The organism is Halocynthiibacter namhaensis (assembly GCF_000812685.1).
Classification (GTDB): Bacteria; Pseudomonadota; Alphaproteobacteria; order Rhodobacterales; family Rhodobacteraceae; genus Halocynthiibacter; species Halocynthiibacter namhaensis.
Genome location: NZ_JWIF01000045.1, coordinates 26,570 through 45,372, shown reverse-complemented (window position 1 = coordinate 45,372; position 18,803 = coordinate 26,570). Strand labels below are relative to the sequence as shown.

Here is an 18,803-nt window from a genome sequence, read left to right as displayed (position 1 = left end):
CAGCATGTCTCTCATCTTTCTGCTCCCACGGGAACAGCCATCCTTTGAACGTTCCAACCAAGACTATCCGAGGCCGCCCATAGCTTTGCAGGCTTAAGCGATGCTGTTCACGGATGTGAGCCAGGATCACCATATCATCGCGTTGACGCTGGCTCATCGGGCGAACCCGCCACGCGCGAAAACCACGTGATGTGACCCGCATAACTTTGCACAGGAACTCAACTGGCCATTCTTCTTTCCAGGCGTCGATGAACGCAAATCTCACCGGCTTTGGCCTGCAAAGAAGATTGCCGCCTTTTTTAACACTTCCCTCTCCTCGCGCAGCAGACGGACTTCCTTGCGAAGCCGCGTGTTCTCCTTCTCAACGTCTTCATGCGGTCCTGACATCAGGTCATCGTGTTGATGCTGTTGAACCCATTTGTTCAGCGTCGAAAGCCCAACCCCTAAATCTGATGAAAGTTGAGGCCGCGTTAAGCCACTCGTCGCCGCCATGCGCACCGCATCACGCCGAAACTCGTCTGTGTATCTCTTTGCCATTCTCTATCTCCTTCATAGCAAACATTGCTCGAAAGAGACCGGAACTAAACCGCGACAAGACCAAATGACCTGACACGCCCGCTGGTCACGCAGATCGCGCATCTCTCGGATCGTTTGAACTGGCAACAAACCTATACACAGGCCGATGGGTTCTCGCGGGAGTTTCTGAACAACTATGCGTGGCTGAATGTGATCTCGCCGGATGGTATGTTCATGTCTGACACTGCCCGCGTGACGATTGGCTATTGGGGGCAGGGGCTGCAGTATCCCGAACATTCCCACGCACCCGAGGAAATCTACTGCATCCTTGCCGGCAGCGCGACATTTCATTCCGAGGGTCAGCCCGCGTGTGTTGCGGGTGCTGGCGAAATGATCCACCACATGCCTCACCAAAAACACGCGATCGACATGACACCTGGCCCATTGCTTGCGTTGATCCCTTGGCGCGGGGAAGGCCTGAATACGAAGTCCGATCTTGGATGAAACGCCCCACTCGTCAGAACGAAAAACAGGCGGGGGCACACCGCCACCGCCTGTCGTAGAACTTTCAAAAATGCGTGGTGCTTAGACCAACACACCTTCCGCATTGATCATGGTCTTGCCACCCACAAACGGACGCAGCGCTTCTGGCAGGACAACAGATCCATCTTCCTGCTGGCCATTTTCCAGCACCGCAATCAGGCAACGCCCAACAGCCAAGCCAGACCCATTCAGCGTGTGCACAAACTCAGGTTTGCCACCCTCAGTGGGCTTAAAGCGCGCGTTCATGCGACGGCCTTGGTAATCACCTGCAACGGAACAAGATGAAATCTCGCGGTAGGTGTCTTGGCCCGGCAACCATGCCTCAATATCATGGGTCTTGCGCATGCCAGCGCCCAGATCACCGGTGCACAACACAACCGTGCGGTATGGGATTTCCAAGCGTTCCAACACGGCCTCTGCACAACGGGTCATGCGATCGTGTTCTTCCATGGATTTGTCAGGATGTGTGACAGAAACCATCTCAACTTTCTCAAACTGGTGCTGACGCAACATGCCCGCTGTATCACGCCCTGCAGAACCCGCCTCGGAACGGAAACATTGCGTATGCGCACAGTAACGGCGCGGCAAGTCGGTCTCATCCAAAGTCTCGCCATTCACGATATTGGTCAGCGTCACCTCAGATGTCGGGATCAACCACATGCCTTCGGTCGTTTTATAGCTGTCTTCGCCAAATTTTGGCAGCTGCCCCGTGCCATACATCATCTCTTCGCGCACCAAAACCGGCGTCCACGTCTCGCGTAAACCATGTTCTTCGGTGTGCAATTCCAACATGAACTGCGCCAAAGCCCGGTGAAGGCGCGCAACCGAACCCGACAGCACAACAAAACGCGCCCCGGACAATTTCGCGCCGGTTTCGAAATCAAGCCCCGCCTTTGACGCGGCCAGTTCATAGTGTTCCTTGGGCTTAAACGCGAAGTCCTTTGGCGTGCCCCAGCGACGGATTTCAACGTTGTCATCCTCATCCGCGCCATCTGGCACATCTTCATGAGGGACATTTGGCGTCGCCATCAACAGGTCATAAAGCGCTTTGTCTTCGGCTTTCGCCTCGTCATTCAGGGCGGCAACTTCGGTCTTTTTGGCAGATACAAGCGCGCGCAGACGTTCAAATTCTGCCTCGTCGCCCGAAGCCTTGGCCGCACCCACAAGCTTTGACGCTTTGTTTTGTTCAGCCTGGGCCGTTTCCGCCGCCTGGATCTTCGCACGCCGAGCACTGTCAAGCGCAAGAACCTGGGATGAGACACCAGAGAGCCCCCGGCGCGCCATGGCCGCATCAAAAGCTTCGGGATTTTCGCGGATCAACCGGATGTCATGCATCTGTCAGGTTCCTGATTAAAGTGAATCGTTATTTCGCAGTTATGACGCATTTTTGCGCGGGGCGGAATGGGCAGTTTTATGTCTCTAATCTCTTCACCCGGCTTGCCGGGCAGCCCCCGACCCGCCCGTTTTGCCTGAGGTAAACCAGTGGTTTGACGGGAGGGGGCTTCACCCCCACCCAGGGTCAGGCGCTGCCCTCCGGGTTTTCTGGATCAAAGCCGATGGATTTCTGCCAAGCTCGCCATTTGCCCTCAAATTCCTCGAATGGAATAACATTATTCTCCCAATGTTCAGGAGTGGTGACAGATGCATCACTCATTGAACTTATAGTGAAGTTTACGGATGCATCACCAAAACTGGCATTCATCTGATCTAGATTAAGGATTTGAGGTTGAGCCGTCTCATATGCATCAGTTTGCATCGTAATACGATGAAATGCTGGGCCTGTTAACTTTGCTCCGTTGAAGTTGGTAGTATTATCCTAGGAAGAAGAGTAACCAATTTTCGCCCCCATGAGATAGGCATCTGTAAATGAGGCGCTTTGGAATCGACAGCCGTCGAATACTGTTGTTACAAGCTTTGCGTCGTTGAATACGGCGAATTTTAGGTCGCACACAAAGAATGTAGAGTTGCTGAAATCGGAAGACCAAAGCCGTGCTTTGCGAAAGTCGACGGTATCAAAATGGGCACCTCGTAACGTAGAATTAGATATTGTTGCCGCTAGGAACTTTGCATTGTTGAAGTTCGTACCTGAGAAATTCGTTAACTTGACCGTCAAGCCGCGAAAATCTACACCCGCTAGGTTAAGTTTGAATTTGCGTATTTTTTCACGCTCAAGTTGTCTCTTGTCACGATTGTTAATGACGGAAATCGCAGTGTTGATATCACTGCGGGGGTGTTGTTGTGCTGGGACATCCCAGTTTATCCAAACGTCTAGAGGCGCATCATCCGCGGGGAACTGAGATACGTCAGGTTTACAGTTCTCCCGAATATATGCGCAGATAATTTCCATAACCGTAATATGATCTTTTGGGCTGTCCCGGGCGATACGTTCGAGTGCGTAAAGGCCACCTATTCGAACTTCCAAATTCGGGGCAGTTTCTTCGACCATTATCGGCTTCGAGAAAATGCGCTTATTATCCTTGTCTCGTTCATAGGTGAGGTTGCCTTTTTCATCCTTGCGTTGCTGCTTAACCACCTTATCCGCACCGATCTGCTCAACAGCCTTTGCGATCCGATCTGTGTATAGACCTTGCTCTGCCGTATGCGCTTGTTTGCTTGCAATCACTGTGCGCCAAACCAGGAAGGGGGCACCGAACAGGGCGAGGACCGCAGTGCCAAGTTCTCTCGTCGTTCGCGCTTGATCAATTTCGGTGCGAAGGCCGCCCGAGAAAACGCTGACTGTGAATTTCGCGATGATGCCACAGGCCAGAAGAAAAATCAGTATGGCAAACACCATCAGGAACCAGCCCAAAATCCTGCCGAACCTGGGGGCATTCACAAACTTTGGCGGGTTCGCAAAACCCAGCCATTCCATCAGGTCATCCTTCTTCTCAGCCATTCAAAGTCCCCAATTCAATCCGTAAGGCACACCTAAATCCACCGCATGCCGTATATGCATAACTTGAGCATATATAGTGTCTGTTGTGGAACCCCTCAAATCCTATCTTCCCGCACCCCCTTGCTTGCCAAGGCGCGGGACCACATATAGGGTGCGCGGCAACGTAAAGACACAGCCGGACCACCTGGCATTAACAGAGAGAACACCAATGGAATCCTTGCTTCAATTCGTCCCCCTGATCGCAATCTTCGGGATCATGTATTTCCTGCTGATCCGTCCGCAGCAAAAGAAGATGAAAGAACACCAAAATATGGTGTCTGCGCTGCGTCGTGGTGACCAAGTGATCACCCAAGGCGGTTTGATCGGTAAGGTTTCCAAGGTCAAAGAAGGCGAAAATGAAGTTGAGGTTGAGCTGGGTGAAGGCGTGAAAGTACGCGTTGTTCAATCCACAATCGCGACTGTTTTGTCCAAGACTGAACCCGCTAAATAATTCAATAAATCAAAGCCCTAACCCGCGACGTGAATGTTGCGCGTTAGGGCTGTCTTACTTCATCTGACAGGCGGATTTTTTTCGAATGCTTGATATCCCTCTCTGGAAGCGGATCTCGATCTGGGCACTTTGTGCGCTGGGTCTGTGGCTTGCGCTCCCCAATGCGTTTTACACCACGGTTGAGCGCCATAACGACGCTGTAATCGAAATCGAAGCCACGGGCGTCACGCCTGAATTGCAGGCCGATGTTGACGCTTGGCCGTCCTATATGCCTAACGCGCTTGTGAACCTTGGGCTTGATCTGCGTGGCGGTGTGCATCTGCTGGCAGAGGTCCAAGTCGAAGACACATACGCGACCCGGGTTGACGGCATGTGGACCACGGTGCGCAACATTTTGCGTGAAGAACGCGCCACAATCGGTGGTGTACGCCAACTTGATGCAGCCCCCGGCTTTTTGAAGCTGCGCATCGCCAATGTTGAGGCCATGCCACGCGCGCTTGAACTGCTGCGCACTTTGGCACAACCGGTGCAAACCTTGGCCGGTGTGGGCGAGATGGATTTGGTGTTCGCGTCTGATGGTGATGTGATTTCAATGACCCTGTCTGACGCTGAAAAAGCGGCGATGGATGAACGCACAATGGTGCAAACCCTTGAAATCGTGCGCCGTCGTGTGGATGAAGTTGGCACGCGTGAACCCACCATTCAACGTCAAGGCACCCAGCGTGTGTTGATCCAGGTGCCCGGTCTTGGATCGGCTGAGGAGCTGAAAGGCCTGTTGGGACAAACTGCGAAACTTGAATTCCGTCCGGTTGTACGCCGCACGAATGATCCCGCTGTGGCGCCAGGCCCTGGCAATGAAATCATGCCATCCGTGGATGAACCAGGCCAATATTACATCGTCGAAAAAGGCGCTGTTGTTGGTGGTGAAGACCTGGTGGATGCGCAACCTACGACGGATCAAAACGGGGGCCAAGCCGTGAGTTTCCGTTTCAATATTTCGGGTGCGCAGAAATTTGGCGATTACACCGCTGACAATATCGGATCCCCCTTTGCAATCGTTCTGGATGGCGAAGTGATCTCAGCCCCAACCATCCAATCCCATATTGCGGGTGGGTCTGGCATCATCACGGGCCGTTTCTCCATTGAGGAAACCATCAAATTGTCAGCGCTTTTGCGCGCCGGTGCATTGCCTGCGGAACTGACATTTGAGGAAGAACGCACCATTGGGCCAGAATTGGGTCAGGACAGCATTGAGGCCGGGCGCATCGCTTGTATCGTGGCCTTTGCAGCGGTTCTGATCTTCATGGTTCTGTCCTATGGCACCTTCGGTTTCTTTGCCAATATCGCCCTTGTGATCAACGTCGGCCTGATCTTTGGTCTGTTGTCCGCCATTGGCGCGACCCTGACTTTGCCGGGTATTGCGGGGATCGTTTTGACCATCGGTATGGCGGTGGATGCCAACGTGCTGATATTCGAGCGTATCCGCGAGGAGCTGAAAGCAAAACGTGGCCCTGCGCGTGCGATTGAATTGGGTTATGAAAAAGCCCTTTCCGCGATTATCGACGCCAATATCACCACTTTCCTAACCGCTGTGATCCTGTTCGTGATGGGGTCTGGTCCGGTGAAAGGCTTTGCGATCACGCTGGGCCTTGGCATCATTACATCTGTGTTTACCGCGATCTTCGTGACCCGCCTTGTGGTGGTGATCTGGTTCGAGCGTAAACGTCCTAAAGAGATCGAGGTATAAGAGATGCGTTTGAAACTTGTTCCTACTGAGACCAATTTTGATTTCTTTTCACGCGGTGCCCTAAGCGGCGGTTTTTCAGTCCTAATGATGGCGGCCTCTGTTGCGCTGTTCTTCATGATGGGTTTGAATTTCGGGATTGATTTCCGGGGCGGGACCACCTTCCGCACCAATGCTGACAATGCGGTTGTCGTCGCCGATTATCGCGAAGCTTTGGCGCCTCTGGGCCTTGGAGATACATCTATCGTTATCGTCCAAGATCCATTGAAACCAGAAAACAACGTTACCCAAATCCGAATTGAAGCACAGGATGCTGCCGTGGCCTCTGAGACCACGCAAAACGTTCTGGCCGCTTTGAAAGCCGTGGATGAAACTGTGCGCTTTGAGGCGGTTGAAAGCGTCGGTCCGAAGGTCTCTGGCGAGCTGGTGCAAACCGCTGTTCTGGCGGTTGTGGCGGCGATTGCGGCCGTGTTGTTCTACATCTGGCTGCGGTTTGAATGGCAGTTTGCTTTGGGCGCGGTGGCCGCCCTTGTGCATGATGTTGTGATCACCATCGGGGCTTTTGCCCTGTTGCAGATCAAGTTTGATCTGGCGATTATCGCGGCTTTGCTAACGATTGTCGGCTATTCCCTGAACGATACTGTAGTGGTGTTTGACCGTGTGCGGGAAAACCTGCGCAAGTATAAAACACGTGCGCTGCAAGAGGTTCTGAACCTGTCGATCAACGAAACCCTGTCGCGCACCGTGATGACATCTGTCACCACTTTGATCGCCTTGATTTCGCTGTTTGTATTGGGTGGCGACGTGATCCGGGGCTTTGTTTTCGCGATGATCATGGGTGTTGTCATCGGGACCTACAGTTCGGTTTTCGTGGCTTCGGCCATTCTGAACCGTCTCGGCGTGAAGCGCGACTGGTCCAAAGAAGCGGCCAACCGTGCATCCGGCCAATACGCTGATATCGATGCCTGATTTCCTATCCCCTCTGTTTGACGCTTCTCAGGCGGAGGGGATCTTATTCCTGTGTTTTGGTGTCGCTTTGGCGGGCCTCATCCGGGGATTTTCCGGTTTTGGGACGGCCTTGATTTATCTGCCTTTTGCAGGTCAGGTCTTGTCCCCCTTCGAAGCCCTAACCACCCTTATCATTATGGATCTGATCGGTCCGCTGCCGTTGGTGCCGCAGATGTGGCGCAAAAGCCATCCGCGTGATGTGTTGCGTCTGGTCGGTGGTATGGCGGTTTTGTTGCCTGTTGGGCTATACGTTCTGTCCCTGATCGCGCCTGAAATCTTCCGTTACCTCGTGTCTGGCATCACTATGGTTTTGCTGGTGTTGTTGGTGTCCGGCGTGCGTTACCCGGGCGAGTTAAAGAAATATATGATCTGGATGGCAGGGGGCTTTGGCGGCTTTTTGGCCGGTGTCGCGGGCCTGCCTGGACCGCCTGTGATCCTGCTGTATATGGCCAGTCAGCATGCGGTTTCGGTCGTGCGCGCCAATATCTTCCTGTATTTGCTGTTGACCGATATCTTCATGTTGGTGGTGCTGTGGCTTTATGGCGAATTGATCCCGTCAGCGATTTGGATCGGCCTTGTGATCGCGCCGGTTTATCTGCTGGCAAATGTCGTGGGCGCTGCTATTTTCAGACCAGAGTTTGAACGAGGATATAGAATCCTTGCCTACATCGTGATTGGATGTGCGGCCGTGTCCGGCCTGCCAATCTGGGATTAACGGGAGACGCAGCATGCGCCTGAATGAAATCAGCTATACGGATGCCAAACCTGTGGATGGCTATGGCCCCGGATTTTTCCGCGTCGGTGGTGAGGTCTTTGAGGGGCATGTGATTGTCTCGCCCAAAGGTGTGACGGCTTGGGGCGGATATGATGATGTCACCGCGATCACCGATGTCTTGGCAGGGGAAATTGACGTGGTGTTTTGCGGCACAGGTGCTGACATCGCCCATCCCCCCAAAGCCTTTCGCGAAGCCCTTGAGGCGGCCGGCATTGGGGTTGAACCTATGTCCTCGCCATCAGCGGCCCGCAGCTATAACATTCTGTTGTCAGAAGGGCGGCGTATTGCTGCGGCAATGCTGACAGTTTGATAACCCGTTCTATGTGATACATCGGGTGAACATTAATGCGGGATCGACATGAGCAACCCAAATGACACGTCTAATGATCTGCCTCGGGGTGGGCTTCGGGTTGAAAACCTGACCTGCACGCGCGGCGGTGTGCCTGTGTTGCGTGGTGTCAGTTTTAAACTGTCTCCTGGTGTGGCTGTGTTGCTGCGTGGCCCCAACGGGGTTGGGAAAACCACCTTGCTGCGCACGATTGCAGGTTTGCAGCCGCCTTTGCGTGGATCGATTGAAATGAACGGTGCGATTGCTTGGGCCGGGCATGCAGATGCGATTAAGGGCACGCTGAGCGTTTCTGAAAACCTGCGGTTCTGGGCGTCTGTCCATGGTGTGGGACGCAGGGGGATTTCTGCGACCCTCGATCATGCGATTGAAAGCTTTTACCTTGGTGATCTGACCACGCGTCCCGCCCAAAGCCTGTCAGCCGGTCAGAAACGGCGTCTCGGGCTGGCACGTCTGTGTGTGACCGGCGCTGAAATCTGGGCGCTTGATGAACCCACCGTGTCGCTTGACGCGGACAGTGTCACCCTATTTGCAGATGCTGTGCGCGCCCATTGCGCCGCTGGTGGATCCGCCTTGATCGCCACTCATATTGATCCCGGCATTGAGGCGGCGACATTGGATTTGCAACCTTATTCGACGCGCGGTGATTTGAATGATGCCCCGTCTGGTGGTGATGAGGATGATGATGAAACGCCCCTTGGTGATGATGTGTTCCTAAGCGAGGGCAGCTTATGATCTCTTTATTGATCCGGGACCTGCGCATTGCGACCCGCGCAGGCGGGGGGGCGGGGCTTGGCCTTGCGTTCTTCTTGATGGTCGTGATTTTGGTGCCGCTTGGCGTTGGCCCGGAAACACAGCTGTTGGCGCGTATTGCGCCGGGCATCCTTTGGGTGGGGGCGTTGTTGGCCTGCCTGCTGACGTTGGATCGGATCTTTGCGTTGGATTTTGAAGACGGCACGCTTGACGCGTTGGTCTGTGCGCCAGTGCCCCTGTCTGGTGTGGTTTTGGTGAAATCCATCGCACATTGGTTGGTCACGGGCTTGCCTTTGACATTGATCTCGCCGCTTTTGGGCGTGCTTTTAAATCTGCCTGCTGAGGGGTATCTTTGGCTGATGGCGTCACTGTTGCCCGGCACGTTGTCCTTGTCGGTCATCGGCGCATTTGGTGCTGCGTTGACCGTGGGCGTGCGCCGGGGGGGCTTGTTATTGTCACTGCTGGTTTTGCCGCTCTATGTGCCAACCTTGGTGTTCGGCGCGGAATGTGCAAGTTCACTTATGAACTTTAAAGATCCGCTGGCCCCCTTCATTTTCTTGATCGTAATCACCCTAGGGGCCTTGGCATTTCTGCCGATGGCCGGGGCGGCTGCCCTGCGTGCGAACCTGCGTTAATGCGCCCCCTTGAAGCCCTGTGAAAAGAAAGCTAGCTAAGCGCCATGTCACTTTGGGAATATGCAAATCCAACAAAATTCATGCGTCTTTCGGGCGCGGTTTTGCCGTGGGTTTCTGCTCTGGCTGCGATCAGCATTGTCAGTGCATTGTATTGGGGATTTTTCCTGACACCGGAAGATTTCAAACAGGGATCAACCGTCAAAATTATCTTTATCCATGTGCCCGCGGCGATGATCGCGATCAACGCGTGGTTCATGATGTTGGTGACCTCTTTGGTGTGGGTGATCCGGCGGCATCATGTGTCGGCTTTGGCGGCACGCGCATCTGCGCCGATTGGTTTTGTGATGACCTTGATCGCCTTGATCACCGGCGCAGTTTGGGGCCAACCCATGTGGGGCACCTGGTGGGCCTGGGATCCACGCCTGACATCTTTCCTGATTTTGGGCCTGTTTTACCTTGGCTATATGGCCTTGTGGGAAGCGGTTGAAAACGACGATACAGCTGCGGATTTGACCTCGGTTTTGTGCTTGGTTGGGACGGTTTTCGCGATCTTGTCACGCTATGCTGTGAACTTTTGGAACCAAGGTTTGCATCAAGGCGCATCTGTGATCCGCGTCGATGGGGTGACGGGCGCAGACACGGCCGAGAAGGTCAGCAATGTCTATTTCTATCCATTAGCTTTAAGCATGTTGGGCTTTTTTCTGTTGTTTGTTGCGCTGGTTTTGCTGCGCACGCGCACCGAAATCCGACTGCGCCGGATGCAAGCCTTACTGGCGCGCGAAAGGGTGAATTGAAATGCCTGAACTTGGAAAATATGCCTTTGAGGTGGTCCTGGCCTATGGGGCCAGCATTGGTTTGATCGCGGTCCTATGTGGGGCCAGTGTTTGGCGCGCAAAGCGGGTTAAGACAGCCTTGCGCGCTGTGGAAGCGAGACGGGATAAGTCATGAAATTCAACCCTGTAATGGCATTGCCACCCGCAATCTTTGGGGGCTTTTTGATTTTTGCGTTTCTGGGCCTTGGGGGCGAGAAAACCTTTGAGGGCCGTCAAGGTGTGATCGCGCCTGAGATGTTCGTGGAACCGCTTGCTGACCTGCCAGAGATCAAACGGGAAGACCTGACAACTGGGGGCGTCAAACTTGTGAATTTCTGGGCAAGTTGGTGTGCGCCATGCCGTGCGGAACATCCAAATCTGGAACTTTTGCGTTCTGAAGGTATGGCGATCTATGGCGTGAACTATAAGGATGATCCGCAAAACGCCCTTGGGTTTCTGGCCGAACTTGGCAACCCTTATGCCGCGATTGGTGCAGATGCCTCTGCGCGTACGGCGTTGGAATGGGGCGTGGCAGGCGTGCCTGAAACATTCATATTGGACGGGGAAGGGCGCATTGTTCAACGCTTTGCGGGCCCCATCACCCAACGTACGCTGGATGCGATTATACGACCTGCACTCGCGCGTGCAGCGGATCAAAATTAACCCGCTGCACAGTTTTTCGTCAATTGTTCTTCTTCATGCCGGTAAATACACCGCATGAAGCCGCATCATGTGAGGATGAAAGGCAGGACAGCCAAGAGCAATAGAACCCCCGTTTCAAGAAGGGGAAGTGGAAGAGAGGCCCGGCGTGCGGTACCTTTTGGGAAACTGAGATCGATCATAAATATACTACTTTTCTTACACAGGTTAATAATTACCTGGCACCCGGCGTGAATCCAGAAAAAATCACAGAATTCATCATAAAAAGTGGATGTTTTGCATTTTGCAGCTGAGATTCTCATTTCAAGCATGTATCGGGGCGCGAATTTTTCGATATGACATCAACCCGAGATAGTTCGCGAGGACCGTGCCGTTAGGGTCGAAAAAAGCAAAAGGCCCGAGTGATTCTCACCCGGGCCTTCGTTCTTTAAGATGTGTCTGATCAGCTTTTTGCGAGATTGCGCAGCACGTAATGCAACACACCACCGTTTTCGATGTATTCGATCTCAACCGCGGTATCGATGCGGCATTTCAAAGTGATCGCTTTCACGGAACCGTCGGCCATTGTGATTTCACATGGAACATCTTGCAGTGGCTTGATGGTGTCCAAACCTTTGATCGCAACGGTTTCTTCACCGGTCAGACCCAAGGATTTACGTGAGTCACCCGAGGTGAATTCGAACGGGATCACACCCATACCAACCAGGTTGGAACGGTGGATACGCTCAAAGCTTTCCGCAATCACGGCTTTCACACCCAGAAGGGCTGTGCCTTTGGCGGCCCAATCGCGCGAGGAACCCGCACCATATTGTTCACCACCAAAGATCACCAGCGGTGTGCCAGCTTCTTGGTGCGCCATTGCCGCGTCATAGATAGAGGTCTGCGCGCCGTCTGGGCCGTTGGTGTAACCACCTTCAACGCCTGGGAGCATCTCGTTTTTGATGCGGATGTTGGCGAATGTGCCGCGCATCATGACCTCGTGGTTGCCACGACGTGACCCATATGAGTTGAACTCACGCACGGGCACCTGACGATCAACCAGATACTGACCAGCAGGGGTTGTATCCTTGAAGGACCCCGCAGGTGAGATGTGGTCGGTTGTCACCATGTCACCCAACACTGCCAGCACTTTCGCGCCTTCGATATTGGTGATTTCTTTGGTGTCCATGGTCATGCCTTGGAAGTAAGGCGGGTTCTGAACGTAAGTCGAAGCAGACGGCCAATCATATGTTTGGCTGTCGGTGGTTTCAACGCCCTGCCATTTGTCGTCGCCTTTAAAGACGTCGGCATATTTCTCAAGGAAGGCTTCGCGTGTCACGGTCTGTTCAACCAGTTCCGCAACTTCTTGCGTGGTTGGCCAGATGTCTTTCAGGTAGACGTCATTGCCGTCTTTATCCTGTGCGATCACATCGGTTGCCAAGTTGATGTCCAGCGTACCCGCCAGCGCATAAGCCACCACAAGGGGGGGCGACGCCAGATAGTTTGCGCGTACATCAGGGCTGATGCGGCCTTCAAAGTTGCGGTTGCCTGACAGAACAGATGTCGCCACCAAATCGCCTTCAGCGATGGCCTCAGACAGTTCCTTTTGGATCGGGCCAGAGTTGCCAATACAGGTCGTACAGCCGTAACCCACAAGGTTAAACCCAATGGAATCAAGGTCTTTTTGCAGATCTGCTGCTTCAAGATAGGCAGACACAACTTGGGAACCTGGTGCCAAAGACGTCTTAACCCAAGGCTTGCGATCAAGGCCAAGGGCCGCAGCTTTGCGTGCCACAAGGCCCGCGCCGATCATCACATATGGGTTGGATGTGTTGGTACAAGATGTGATGGATGCGATCACAACTTTGCCGCTTTCCAAGGTGTAATCTTCACCGGCAACAGCAACTTCTTTGCCCATTGGACGTTTGAAGGTTTCTTCCATTTCACGGCGGAATGCGTTTTGACCCTCGGTCAGTGCAACGTAATCCTGTGGGCGTTTTGGCCCGGAAATCGCGGGAACAATCGTGCCCATATCAAGGTGCAGCGTGTCGGTGTAAACAGGTGCGTAATCTGCATCGCGCCAGAAACCGTTTTCTTTTGCATAGGCTTCAACCAAAGCAATGCGGTCTTCGTCGCGGCCAGATGTGCGCAGGTAACGCAGAGTTTCGCCATCGATTGGGAAGAAACCACAGGTCGCACCATATTCAGGCGCCATGTTGGCGATGGTTGCACGGTCTGCCAAGGGCAGAACATCCAAACCTTTGCCATAGAATTCAACAAATTTGCCAACAACGCCTTTGGCCCGCAGCAGTTCAACGACTTTCAACACAAGGTCGGTACCGGTGGTGCCTTCCATCATCTCGCCGGTCAGCTCAAAGCCAACAACTTCGGGAATAAGCATGGAAATCGGCTGACCCAGCATCGCGGCTTCGGCCTCAATGCCGCCAACGCCCCAACCTAGAACAGCAAGGCCGTTCACCATGGTTGTGTGGCTGTCGGTGCCAACGAGCGTGTCAGGATAGGCGACTTCATTGCCGTCCTGATCGGTGTCAGTCCAAACGGTTTGCGCGAGATATTCAAGGTTCACCTGGTGACAAATACCGGTGCCGGGCGGCACAACGCGGAAGTTGTTAAACGCAGACTGGCCCCATTTCAGGAAGGTGTAACGTTCCATATTGCGTTCGTATTCACGGTCAACGTTCATTTGGAACGCGCGTGGATTGCCGAATTCGTCAATCATAACAGAGTGGTCGATGACCAGATCAACAGGGTTCAGCGGGTTAATCTTTTCAGCGTCGCCGCCAAGGGCAACAATGCCATCGCGCATAGCCGCGAGATCAACAACAGCAGGAACGCCGGTGAAATCTTGCATCAAAACGCGGGCAGGGCGGTAAGCGATTTCGCGTGGGTTCTTGCCGCCATTGGCGCCCCATTCAGCGAATGCTTTGATGTCGTCAACAGAGACGGTCTTGCCGTCTTCAAAGCGCAACATGTTTTCCAGCACGACTTTCAGCGCGGCAGGCAATTTGGAAAAATCGCCAAGGCCAGCAGCTTGCGCGGCAGGAATTGAATAATAAGAAATGGATTGATTGCCGACCTGCAGGGTTTTGCGGGTTTTGGCGGTATCTTGTCCGACGGTGATGGGCATTCTGGCCTCCCTCGTGAATGTTCAGGGGTATCGCTGGCCTGCTTTTGCACCAGGTTTGTGGTCGGATCAAGGGGGGAGGTGATATTTTTGTATACCAATGTACACAATGTCGTGTCGATTGAGGGCAAAAGCGGTATTGGCGGGGAAACGCAGGGGATTTGTTACAATCTACACAGCGACCTCGCAAAACCTTGATTGGTTTTTGATCAGCGAGGGATGTAGAAAGGCATAAGACAAGGATACAACCACATGATCAAACAGATTCTAAATGCAACCGCACTTGCCGTGTTTTCTTTTGCGACACCTTCTGTGGCGCAAGACAGCAACCCGGTTGTGATTGAGCTTTACACATCACAAGGGTGCAGTTCCTGTCCGCCAGCGGACGCTTTGCTAAAGGAATATGCTGATCGTGACGATGTGATCACTTTGGCGTTGCATGTGGATTATTGGGATTACATCGGTTGGGCGGATACGCTGGCACGGCCAGAGCATGCAGATCGCCAGCGCGGATACGCCGCCGCCGCCCATAAACGTACCATTTACACCCCTCAAATGGTGCTAAATGGCGAGGACCACGTCGTTGGAAGTCACCCTGATGAATTGGCAGACGGAATCAAACGACACCAGGCGCGGGCAGAGCAGGTCTCGTTGGATGTCGAACGTGATGGGGACACATTGCAAATTCGTGCAAGAAATATTGCCTATGAAACCTCTGCGGGTGAGGTCGAGCTGCTGATCGTGCGCTATACCCCCGAAGAAACGGTGGAAATTCAACGTGGCGAAAACGCGGGGAAACGTATTTCTTATGGCTCGATCGTAACTGGTATTGACGTTCTAACCCGTTGGAACGCGCAAGAGGATCTAACGTTTAGCACCGATGGCATTCAAGATGGGCCTCTGGTTGTTCTCGTTCAAAAAGCCAATTACGGGTCCGTTTTGGCGGCGGCACGCCTGCGCTGAACCTGTTCAATGATTTCAGGCTTCCAGCGCCGATGGATCCAAAACCACTGATCCATATGGTCGCGTGTGATGGCTTCCAATTCGACGTTTAATGCGCGCAGCATTGTTTCTGGATCCGAATGTTGCACGGGTTCGCCTGTGCGGATCTCAAAACTGAACCCATCATCGCCACGGATGCCCCAAACGGGCAGCAAAAGCGCGTTGTATTTCAGTGCCATGACCGCAGCAGAAAGACTGGTCATTGCGGGTTTGTCGAAGAAATCCATCTCGACGCCGGATGAGGTGTGGTTGTCGATAAAAAAGCCCAACACACCACCACCGCGCAGAAAACGCATCATCTCGACTTGGCCTTTGCGAGAGCTGGGAAAAATAGGACTGCCGATTTCAGCGACGGATTTCACGTAATGGTCATTGAAAAAACGGTTGCTCATCGGACGGTATAAGGCGCCGATGTTAAACCCTTGATCGATCAGAGCCGCGCGTGGGGCGTCATAATTTCCAAAATGTCCCGTGACCAACACCACCGGTCGGCCCGATGCGCGGGCGTCTTCCATTGCTGCCAAGCCAGGACCTGTGATTGGCATCTTTGCCGCGTGGTCTTTGAATTCTTGGCCGGAATATATCTCAATCAGAGAGCGGCCCGCATTGTTTGCAACCGCCCGGGTCAAGCGTTTTACTTCGGCTTCCGGGATATCTGGCATGACATAGGCAAGGTTGCTGCGCACGCGCTTTCGCCACCCTGCGATGGGGGCGACGATATGTTCAAAAATACGACCAAACAGTGAAACGCGTGTACGATAAGGCAATAAGGCCATCATGCCAAGCGTGCCACGCGCAAGCAAATTTACGGCGTAATCTGGTATGTCTTTGCGACGAAATGCCATGCTGGGGGTCTATTCCTGTGGGTGCCTTCTTGGGAAATACGCCAGCATCGGCAATATCGCAAGTCCAATGCCAAGCGCCAAGTGGCGGAAACGGGCCGAGCGTTCATCAAAGGCCCATCAAGATCAGGCATTTTCCGCTTCTTCCTCCTCCTCTTCTTCTTCCAGCAGGACGATTTCGTCGGCGTCAGCCATGCGACGCAGCTCTGCCACGATTTTCCCCATGGCCGCTTCGCCGATTTCTTCTTTCACTTCGCCGCGCGCTTCCATGTCCTCGCGCAAACTGTCGGCCAAGCGTGATGACATTTGACCCAGCATGAAATTGACGGTGGCGGCATTGTCGCTTTCCGTGTCCGTCGCTGCGAAGGCAAACGCATCGATCTGGGCGCCGGTTTCGACATCACGTAATACTTTGGTGACATCTGCTGGATCAAGTCGTGTGGCGATATGGGCGAAGGTGAAGATGGATTTGCGCACTTCCTTGGCGAATTCCTTATCCTCGACCTCCAAACTTTCGAGCAGGTCATCGCGCACAGCCGCTTTCGCCTGATTAAGGATCGCACCCACGCGGTTTTCGGCGGCTTCTTCAAAGGCAACGGGTGTGTGTGAATCCAATTGGCTGGCCAAGGAAAGCCCAATGCGTTCAATGGCATCTGGGCTAACTGTGCCGGTCATTGACATGGCCCAGGTGATTTTACGCGCGATGTCACCAGGCAGGGAGCTGAGCAATTCCGCGGCACGCGGCACGCTTAATTTGGATAGAACCACCGCCGCGATTTCATTGCTTTCACACATCAACATGGTGCGCAGTTCGTCGTTGTCCAGCCGTTCCAGACGCAACCACGGATCAGAAATGGCTTTTAAGCCGATCTCACGACGCATTTTCTGAATGGTGCTTTCATTGATCACGCCTTCAAGATCGGTCAAAGCACCTTCCAAGCCACGAGAATTGGTTAAACCAATGGTCACGAGTTCACGCAGAAATTCTTTCGCGACATCACGCGAAATTTCACGCTTTACGATCCGCATTGATGCCATGTGTTCTGTCAATAAAACTTGGCAGGGTTCAGGAAGATCTTGAAGGGGAAGTTTGATGTCTTCGTTCAGCAAAAGGCGGACAAGAATGGCGGCTTTTTGACTTTGCGGCAGACTGGGCGCCGCAGGTAGGTTGTCACTGGTCATACCGCCCATTGGGGGAAGAGGCGGGGGCAGGGGCAGGCTTGGTAATCCGTCGGGCAAGGGGTTCTCCATCGCGGTCATCGGCATTTTGGCCGGTTAACCCGACTATGGCCGATGAAGCGTTAAGAGACCCCTTACACCTTAGTTATTATTCGCCGAAAACACGCTTGAAGATCGTGTCGACATGTTTGGTGTGATAGGCCATGTCGAATTTCTCGTTGACGCCATCTTCGCCCAGCGCCGCAACAACCTCAGCATCGGCCAGAAGAAGTTCACGGAAATCAAGGCGTTTTTCCCAAACTTGCAACGCATTACGCTGCACCATGGAATAAGCATCCTCGCGGGAAACGCCAGCTTGTGTCAGGGCCAGCAAAACACGTTGTGACATCACAAGACCTGGGAATTTGTTCATATTGTCCAACATGTTCTGTGGGAATACCAACATCTTTTCGATCACGCCAGCCAAACGGTGCAGGGCAAAATCAAGGGTCACGGTCGCATCCGGGCCAATCGCACGTTCCACGGAGGAATGCGAAATATCGCGTTCATGCCACAGCGCCACGTTTTCCATCGCAGGGATCACAGCCATGCGCACAAGACGGGCAAGACCGGTCAGGTTTTCGGTCAGAACTGGGTTCTTTTTATGCGGCATCGCGGATGAACCTTTTTGCCCCATAGAGAAGAATTCCGCACCTTCGAGAACTTCGGTGCGCTGCATGTGGCGGATCTCAATCGCAACGTTTTCAATGGAAGACGCAATCACACCCAAAACAGAGAAGAACATCGCGTGGCGATCACGTGGGATCACCTGTGTTGAAATCGGCTCAGGACGCAGACCCAGTTTCGCACAAACATGTTCTTCAACAGCGGGATCGATGTTTGCAAAAGTACCAACAGCACCGGAAATCGCGCCGGTTGCGATTTCTTCGCGCGCAGCCAGAAGGCGTGCTTTGTTGCGATCCATTTCCGCATAGAAACGCGCAAATGTCAGACCCATTGTGGTGGGTTCCGCGTGAATACCGTGGGAACGACCAACACGCACAGTGTCTTTATGTTCCAATGCGCGGGTTTTCAGCGCGGCCAGAACGCGGTCAACACCGGCCAACAGGATGTCAGCAGCGCGCACCATTTGCACGTTCAAACAAGTGTCCAAAACGTCAGATGACGTCATGCCCTGGTGTACAAAACGCGCCTCATCAGAACCAACATGTTCCGCCAAATGGGTCAGAAACGCGATAACGTCATGTTTGGTGACGGCTTCGATTTCATCAATGCGCGCCACGTCAAATTCAACGTCGCGGGCTTTCCAAACCGCATCGGCGTTTTCGCGTGGGATCACACCGATATCAGCCATGGCGTCACAGGCGTGGGCCTCGATCTCATACCAGATTTTGAACTTGGATTCAGGTGACCAGATGGCGACCATTTCAGGGCGAGAATAACGAGAGATCATGGCAAGGCCTTTATAAGGGTTGGCG

The 18,803-nt window shown here is 53.4% G+C and carries 20 protein-coding genes and 1 pseudogene; 12 read left to right on the top strand and 9 right to left on the bottom strand.

Annotation, left to right across the window (positions count from 1 at the left end; genetic code table 11):
* Both RJ38_RS18860 and RJ38_RS07160 read right to left on the bottom strand, forming a co-directional pair.
* A pseudogene (locus RJ38_RS18860) lies at window positions 1-265 on the bottom strand (hypothetical protein); the annotation flags it as partial.
* Window positions 262-537: an IS3 family transposase gene (locus RJ38_RS07160; RefSeq protein ID WP_039016955.1), complete on the bottom strand. Its 276-nt coding sequence runs from the start codon at window positions 535-537 to the stop codon at window positions 262-264. The pseudogene RJ38_RS18860 and the gene RJ38_RS07160, both read right to left, overlap by 4 nt.
* A 69-nt stretch (window positions 538-606) precedes the next feature.
* Here RJ38_RS07160 and RJ38_RS07155 point away from each other — a divergent pair, with 69 nt between their 5' ends.
* The gene (locus tag RJ38_RS07155) at window positions 607-1,020 is read left to right on the top strand and encodes a dimethylsulfonioproprionate lyase family protein (protein ID WP_082005664.1); all 414 of its coding nucleotides are present in this window, start codon (window positions 607-609) and stop codon (window positions 1,018-1,020) included.
* 81 nt (window positions 1,021-1,101) lie between these two features.
* Here the strand turns inward: RJ38_RS07155 and serS are convergent, their stop codons facing one another.
* The 3 genes from serS to RJ38_RS18070 form a co-directional block, all read right to left on the bottom strand.
* Complete coding sequence (gene serS, locus RJ38_RS07150) at window positions 1,102-2,394, bottom strand: serine--tRNA ligase (protein WP_039018190.1); 1,293 nt, start codon at window positions 2,392-2,394, stop codon at window positions 1,102-1,104.
* Between the two features lie 184 nt (window positions 2,395-2,578).
* On the bottom strand, window positions 2,579-2,815 hold the full coding sequence (locus tag RJ38_RS07145; protein ID WP_039018189.1) for a hypothetical protein: 237 nt from the start codon (window positions 2,813-2,815) through the stop codon (window positions 2,579-2,581).
* Between the two features lie 60 nt (window positions 2,816-2,875).
* Window positions 2,876-3,955, bottom strand: a complete 1,080-nt coding sequence (locus RJ38_RS18070; RefSeq protein ID WP_052245259.1) for a pentapeptide repeat-containing protein — start codon at window positions 3,953-3,955, stop codon at window positions 2,876-2,878.
* A gap of 208 nt (window positions 3,956-4,163) precedes the next feature.
* Between RJ38_RS18070 and yajC the strand changes: the two genes are divergently transcribed.
* From yajC to RJ38_RS07090, 10 genes are all read left to right on the top strand, one after another.
* On the top strand, window positions 4,164-4,445 hold the full coding sequence (gene yajC / locus RJ38_RS07135) for a preprotein translocase subunit YajC (protein ID WP_039018188.1): 282 nt from the start codon (window positions 4,164-4,166) through the stop codon (window positions 4,443-4,445).
* A gap of 85 nt (window positions 4,446-4,530) precedes the next feature.
* Window positions 4,531-6,192 carry a protein translocase subunit SecD gene (gene secD / locus RJ38_RS07130; RefSeq protein WP_039018187.1) on the top strand — a complete coding sequence of 554 codons (1,662 nt, stop codon included), beginning with the start codon at window positions 4,531-4,533 and terminating at the stop codon, window positions 6,190-6,192.
* A gap of 3 nt (window positions 6,193-6,195) precedes the next feature.
* Complete coding sequence (gene secF, locus RJ38_RS07125) at window positions 6,196-7,158, top strand: protein translocase subunit SecF (protein WP_039018186.1); 963 nt, start codon at window positions 6,196-6,198, stop codon at window positions 7,156-7,158.
* Window positions 7,151-7,912, top strand: coding sequence for a TSUP family transporter (locus tag RJ38_RS07120; protein ID WP_052245258.1), 762 nt, complete (start codon window positions 7,151-7,153; stop codon window positions 7,910-7,912). Before secF ends, RJ38_RS07120 begins: the two co-directional genes overlap by 8 nt.
* A gap of 13 nt (window positions 7,913-7,925) precedes the next feature.
* On the top strand, window positions 7,926-8,282 hold the full coding sequence (locus tag RJ38_RS07115) for an Mth938-like domain-containing protein (protein ID WP_039018185.1): 357 nt from the start codon (window positions 7,926-7,928) through the stop codon (window positions 8,280-8,282).
* Between the two features lie 48 nt (window positions 8,283-8,330).
* Entirely contained in the window at window positions 8,331-9,053 is a 723-nt protein-coding gene (ccmA, locus tag RJ38_RS07110) for a heme ABC exporter ATP-binding protein CcmA (protein WP_082005663.1), read from the top strand.
* Window positions 9,050-9,706, top strand: a complete 657-nt coding sequence (ccmB, locus tag RJ38_RS07105; protein ID WP_039018184.1) for a heme exporter protein CcmB — start codon at window positions 9,050-9,052, stop codon at window positions 9,704-9,706. The genes ccmA and ccmB overlap by 4 nt, the downstream gene beginning before the upstream one ends.
* Before the next feature lie 44 nt (window positions 9,707-9,750).
* Window positions 9,751-10,500, top strand: a complete 750-nt coding sequence (locus tag RJ38_RS07100) for a heme ABC transporter permease (RefSeq protein ID WP_039018183.1) — start codon at window positions 9,751-9,753, stop codon at window positions 10,498-10,500.
* Window position 10,501: 1 nt separating this feature from the next.
* Window positions 10,502-10,654: a heme exporter protein CcmD gene (gene ccmD, locus RJ38_RS07095; RefSeq protein ID WP_039018182.1), complete on the top strand. Its 153-nt coding sequence runs from the start codon at window positions 10,502-10,504 to the stop codon at window positions 10,652-10,654.
* The gene (locus RJ38_RS07090; RefSeq protein WP_238321662.1) at window positions 10,651-11,181 is read left to right on the top strand and encodes a DsbE family thiol:disulfide interchange protein; all 531 of its coding nucleotides are present in this window, start codon (window positions 10,651-10,653) and stop codon (window positions 11,179-11,181) included. Before ccmD ends, RJ38_RS07090 begins: the two co-directional genes overlap by 4 nt.
* A gap of 439 nt (window positions 11,182-11,620) precedes the next feature.
* On the opposite strand, the gene acnA is transcribed toward RJ38_RS07090, so the two are convergent.
* On the bottom strand, window positions 11,621-14,305 hold the full coding sequence (gene acnA, locus RJ38_RS07085) for an aconitate hydratase AcnA (protein ID WP_039018181.1): 2,685 nt from the start codon (window positions 14,303-14,305) through the stop codon (window positions 11,621-11,623).
* 249 nt (window positions 14,306-14,554) lie between these two features.
* Between acnA and RJ38_RS07080 the strand changes: the two genes are divergently transcribed.
* Window positions 14,555-15,265, top strand: a complete 711-nt coding sequence (locus RJ38_RS07080; RefSeq protein WP_039018180.1) for a DUF1223 domain-containing protein — start codon at window positions 14,555-14,557, stop codon at window positions 15,263-15,265.
* On the opposite strand, the gene RJ38_RS07075 is transcribed toward RJ38_RS07080, so the two are convergent.
* The 3 genes from RJ38_RS07075 to purB form a co-directional block, all read right to left on the bottom strand.
* Complete coding sequence (locus RJ38_RS07075) at window positions 15,229-16,149, bottom strand: lysophospholipid acyltransferase family protein (RefSeq protein WP_052245257.1); 921 nt, start codon at window positions 16,147-16,149, stop codon at window positions 15,229-15,231. The two genes, RJ38_RS07080 and RJ38_RS07075, sit on opposite strands and share 37 nt — an antisense overlap.
* A gap of 123 nt (window positions 16,150-16,272) precedes the next feature.
* A complete protein-coding gene (locus RJ38_RS07070; RefSeq protein WP_162183558.1) occupies window positions 16,273-17,385 on the bottom strand; it encodes a FliG C-terminal domain-containing protein in 1,113 nt (370 codons plus the stop codon).
* Between the two features lie 88 nt (window positions 17,386-17,473).
* Window positions 17,474-18,778 carry an adenylosuccinate lyase gene (gene purB, locus RJ38_RS07065; protein ID WP_039018179.1) on the bottom strand — a complete coding sequence of 435 codons (1,305 nt, stop codon included), beginning with the start codon at window positions 18,776-18,778 and terminating at the stop codon, window positions 17,474-17,476.
* Between the last annotated feature and the right edge of the window lie 25 nt (window positions 18,779-18,803).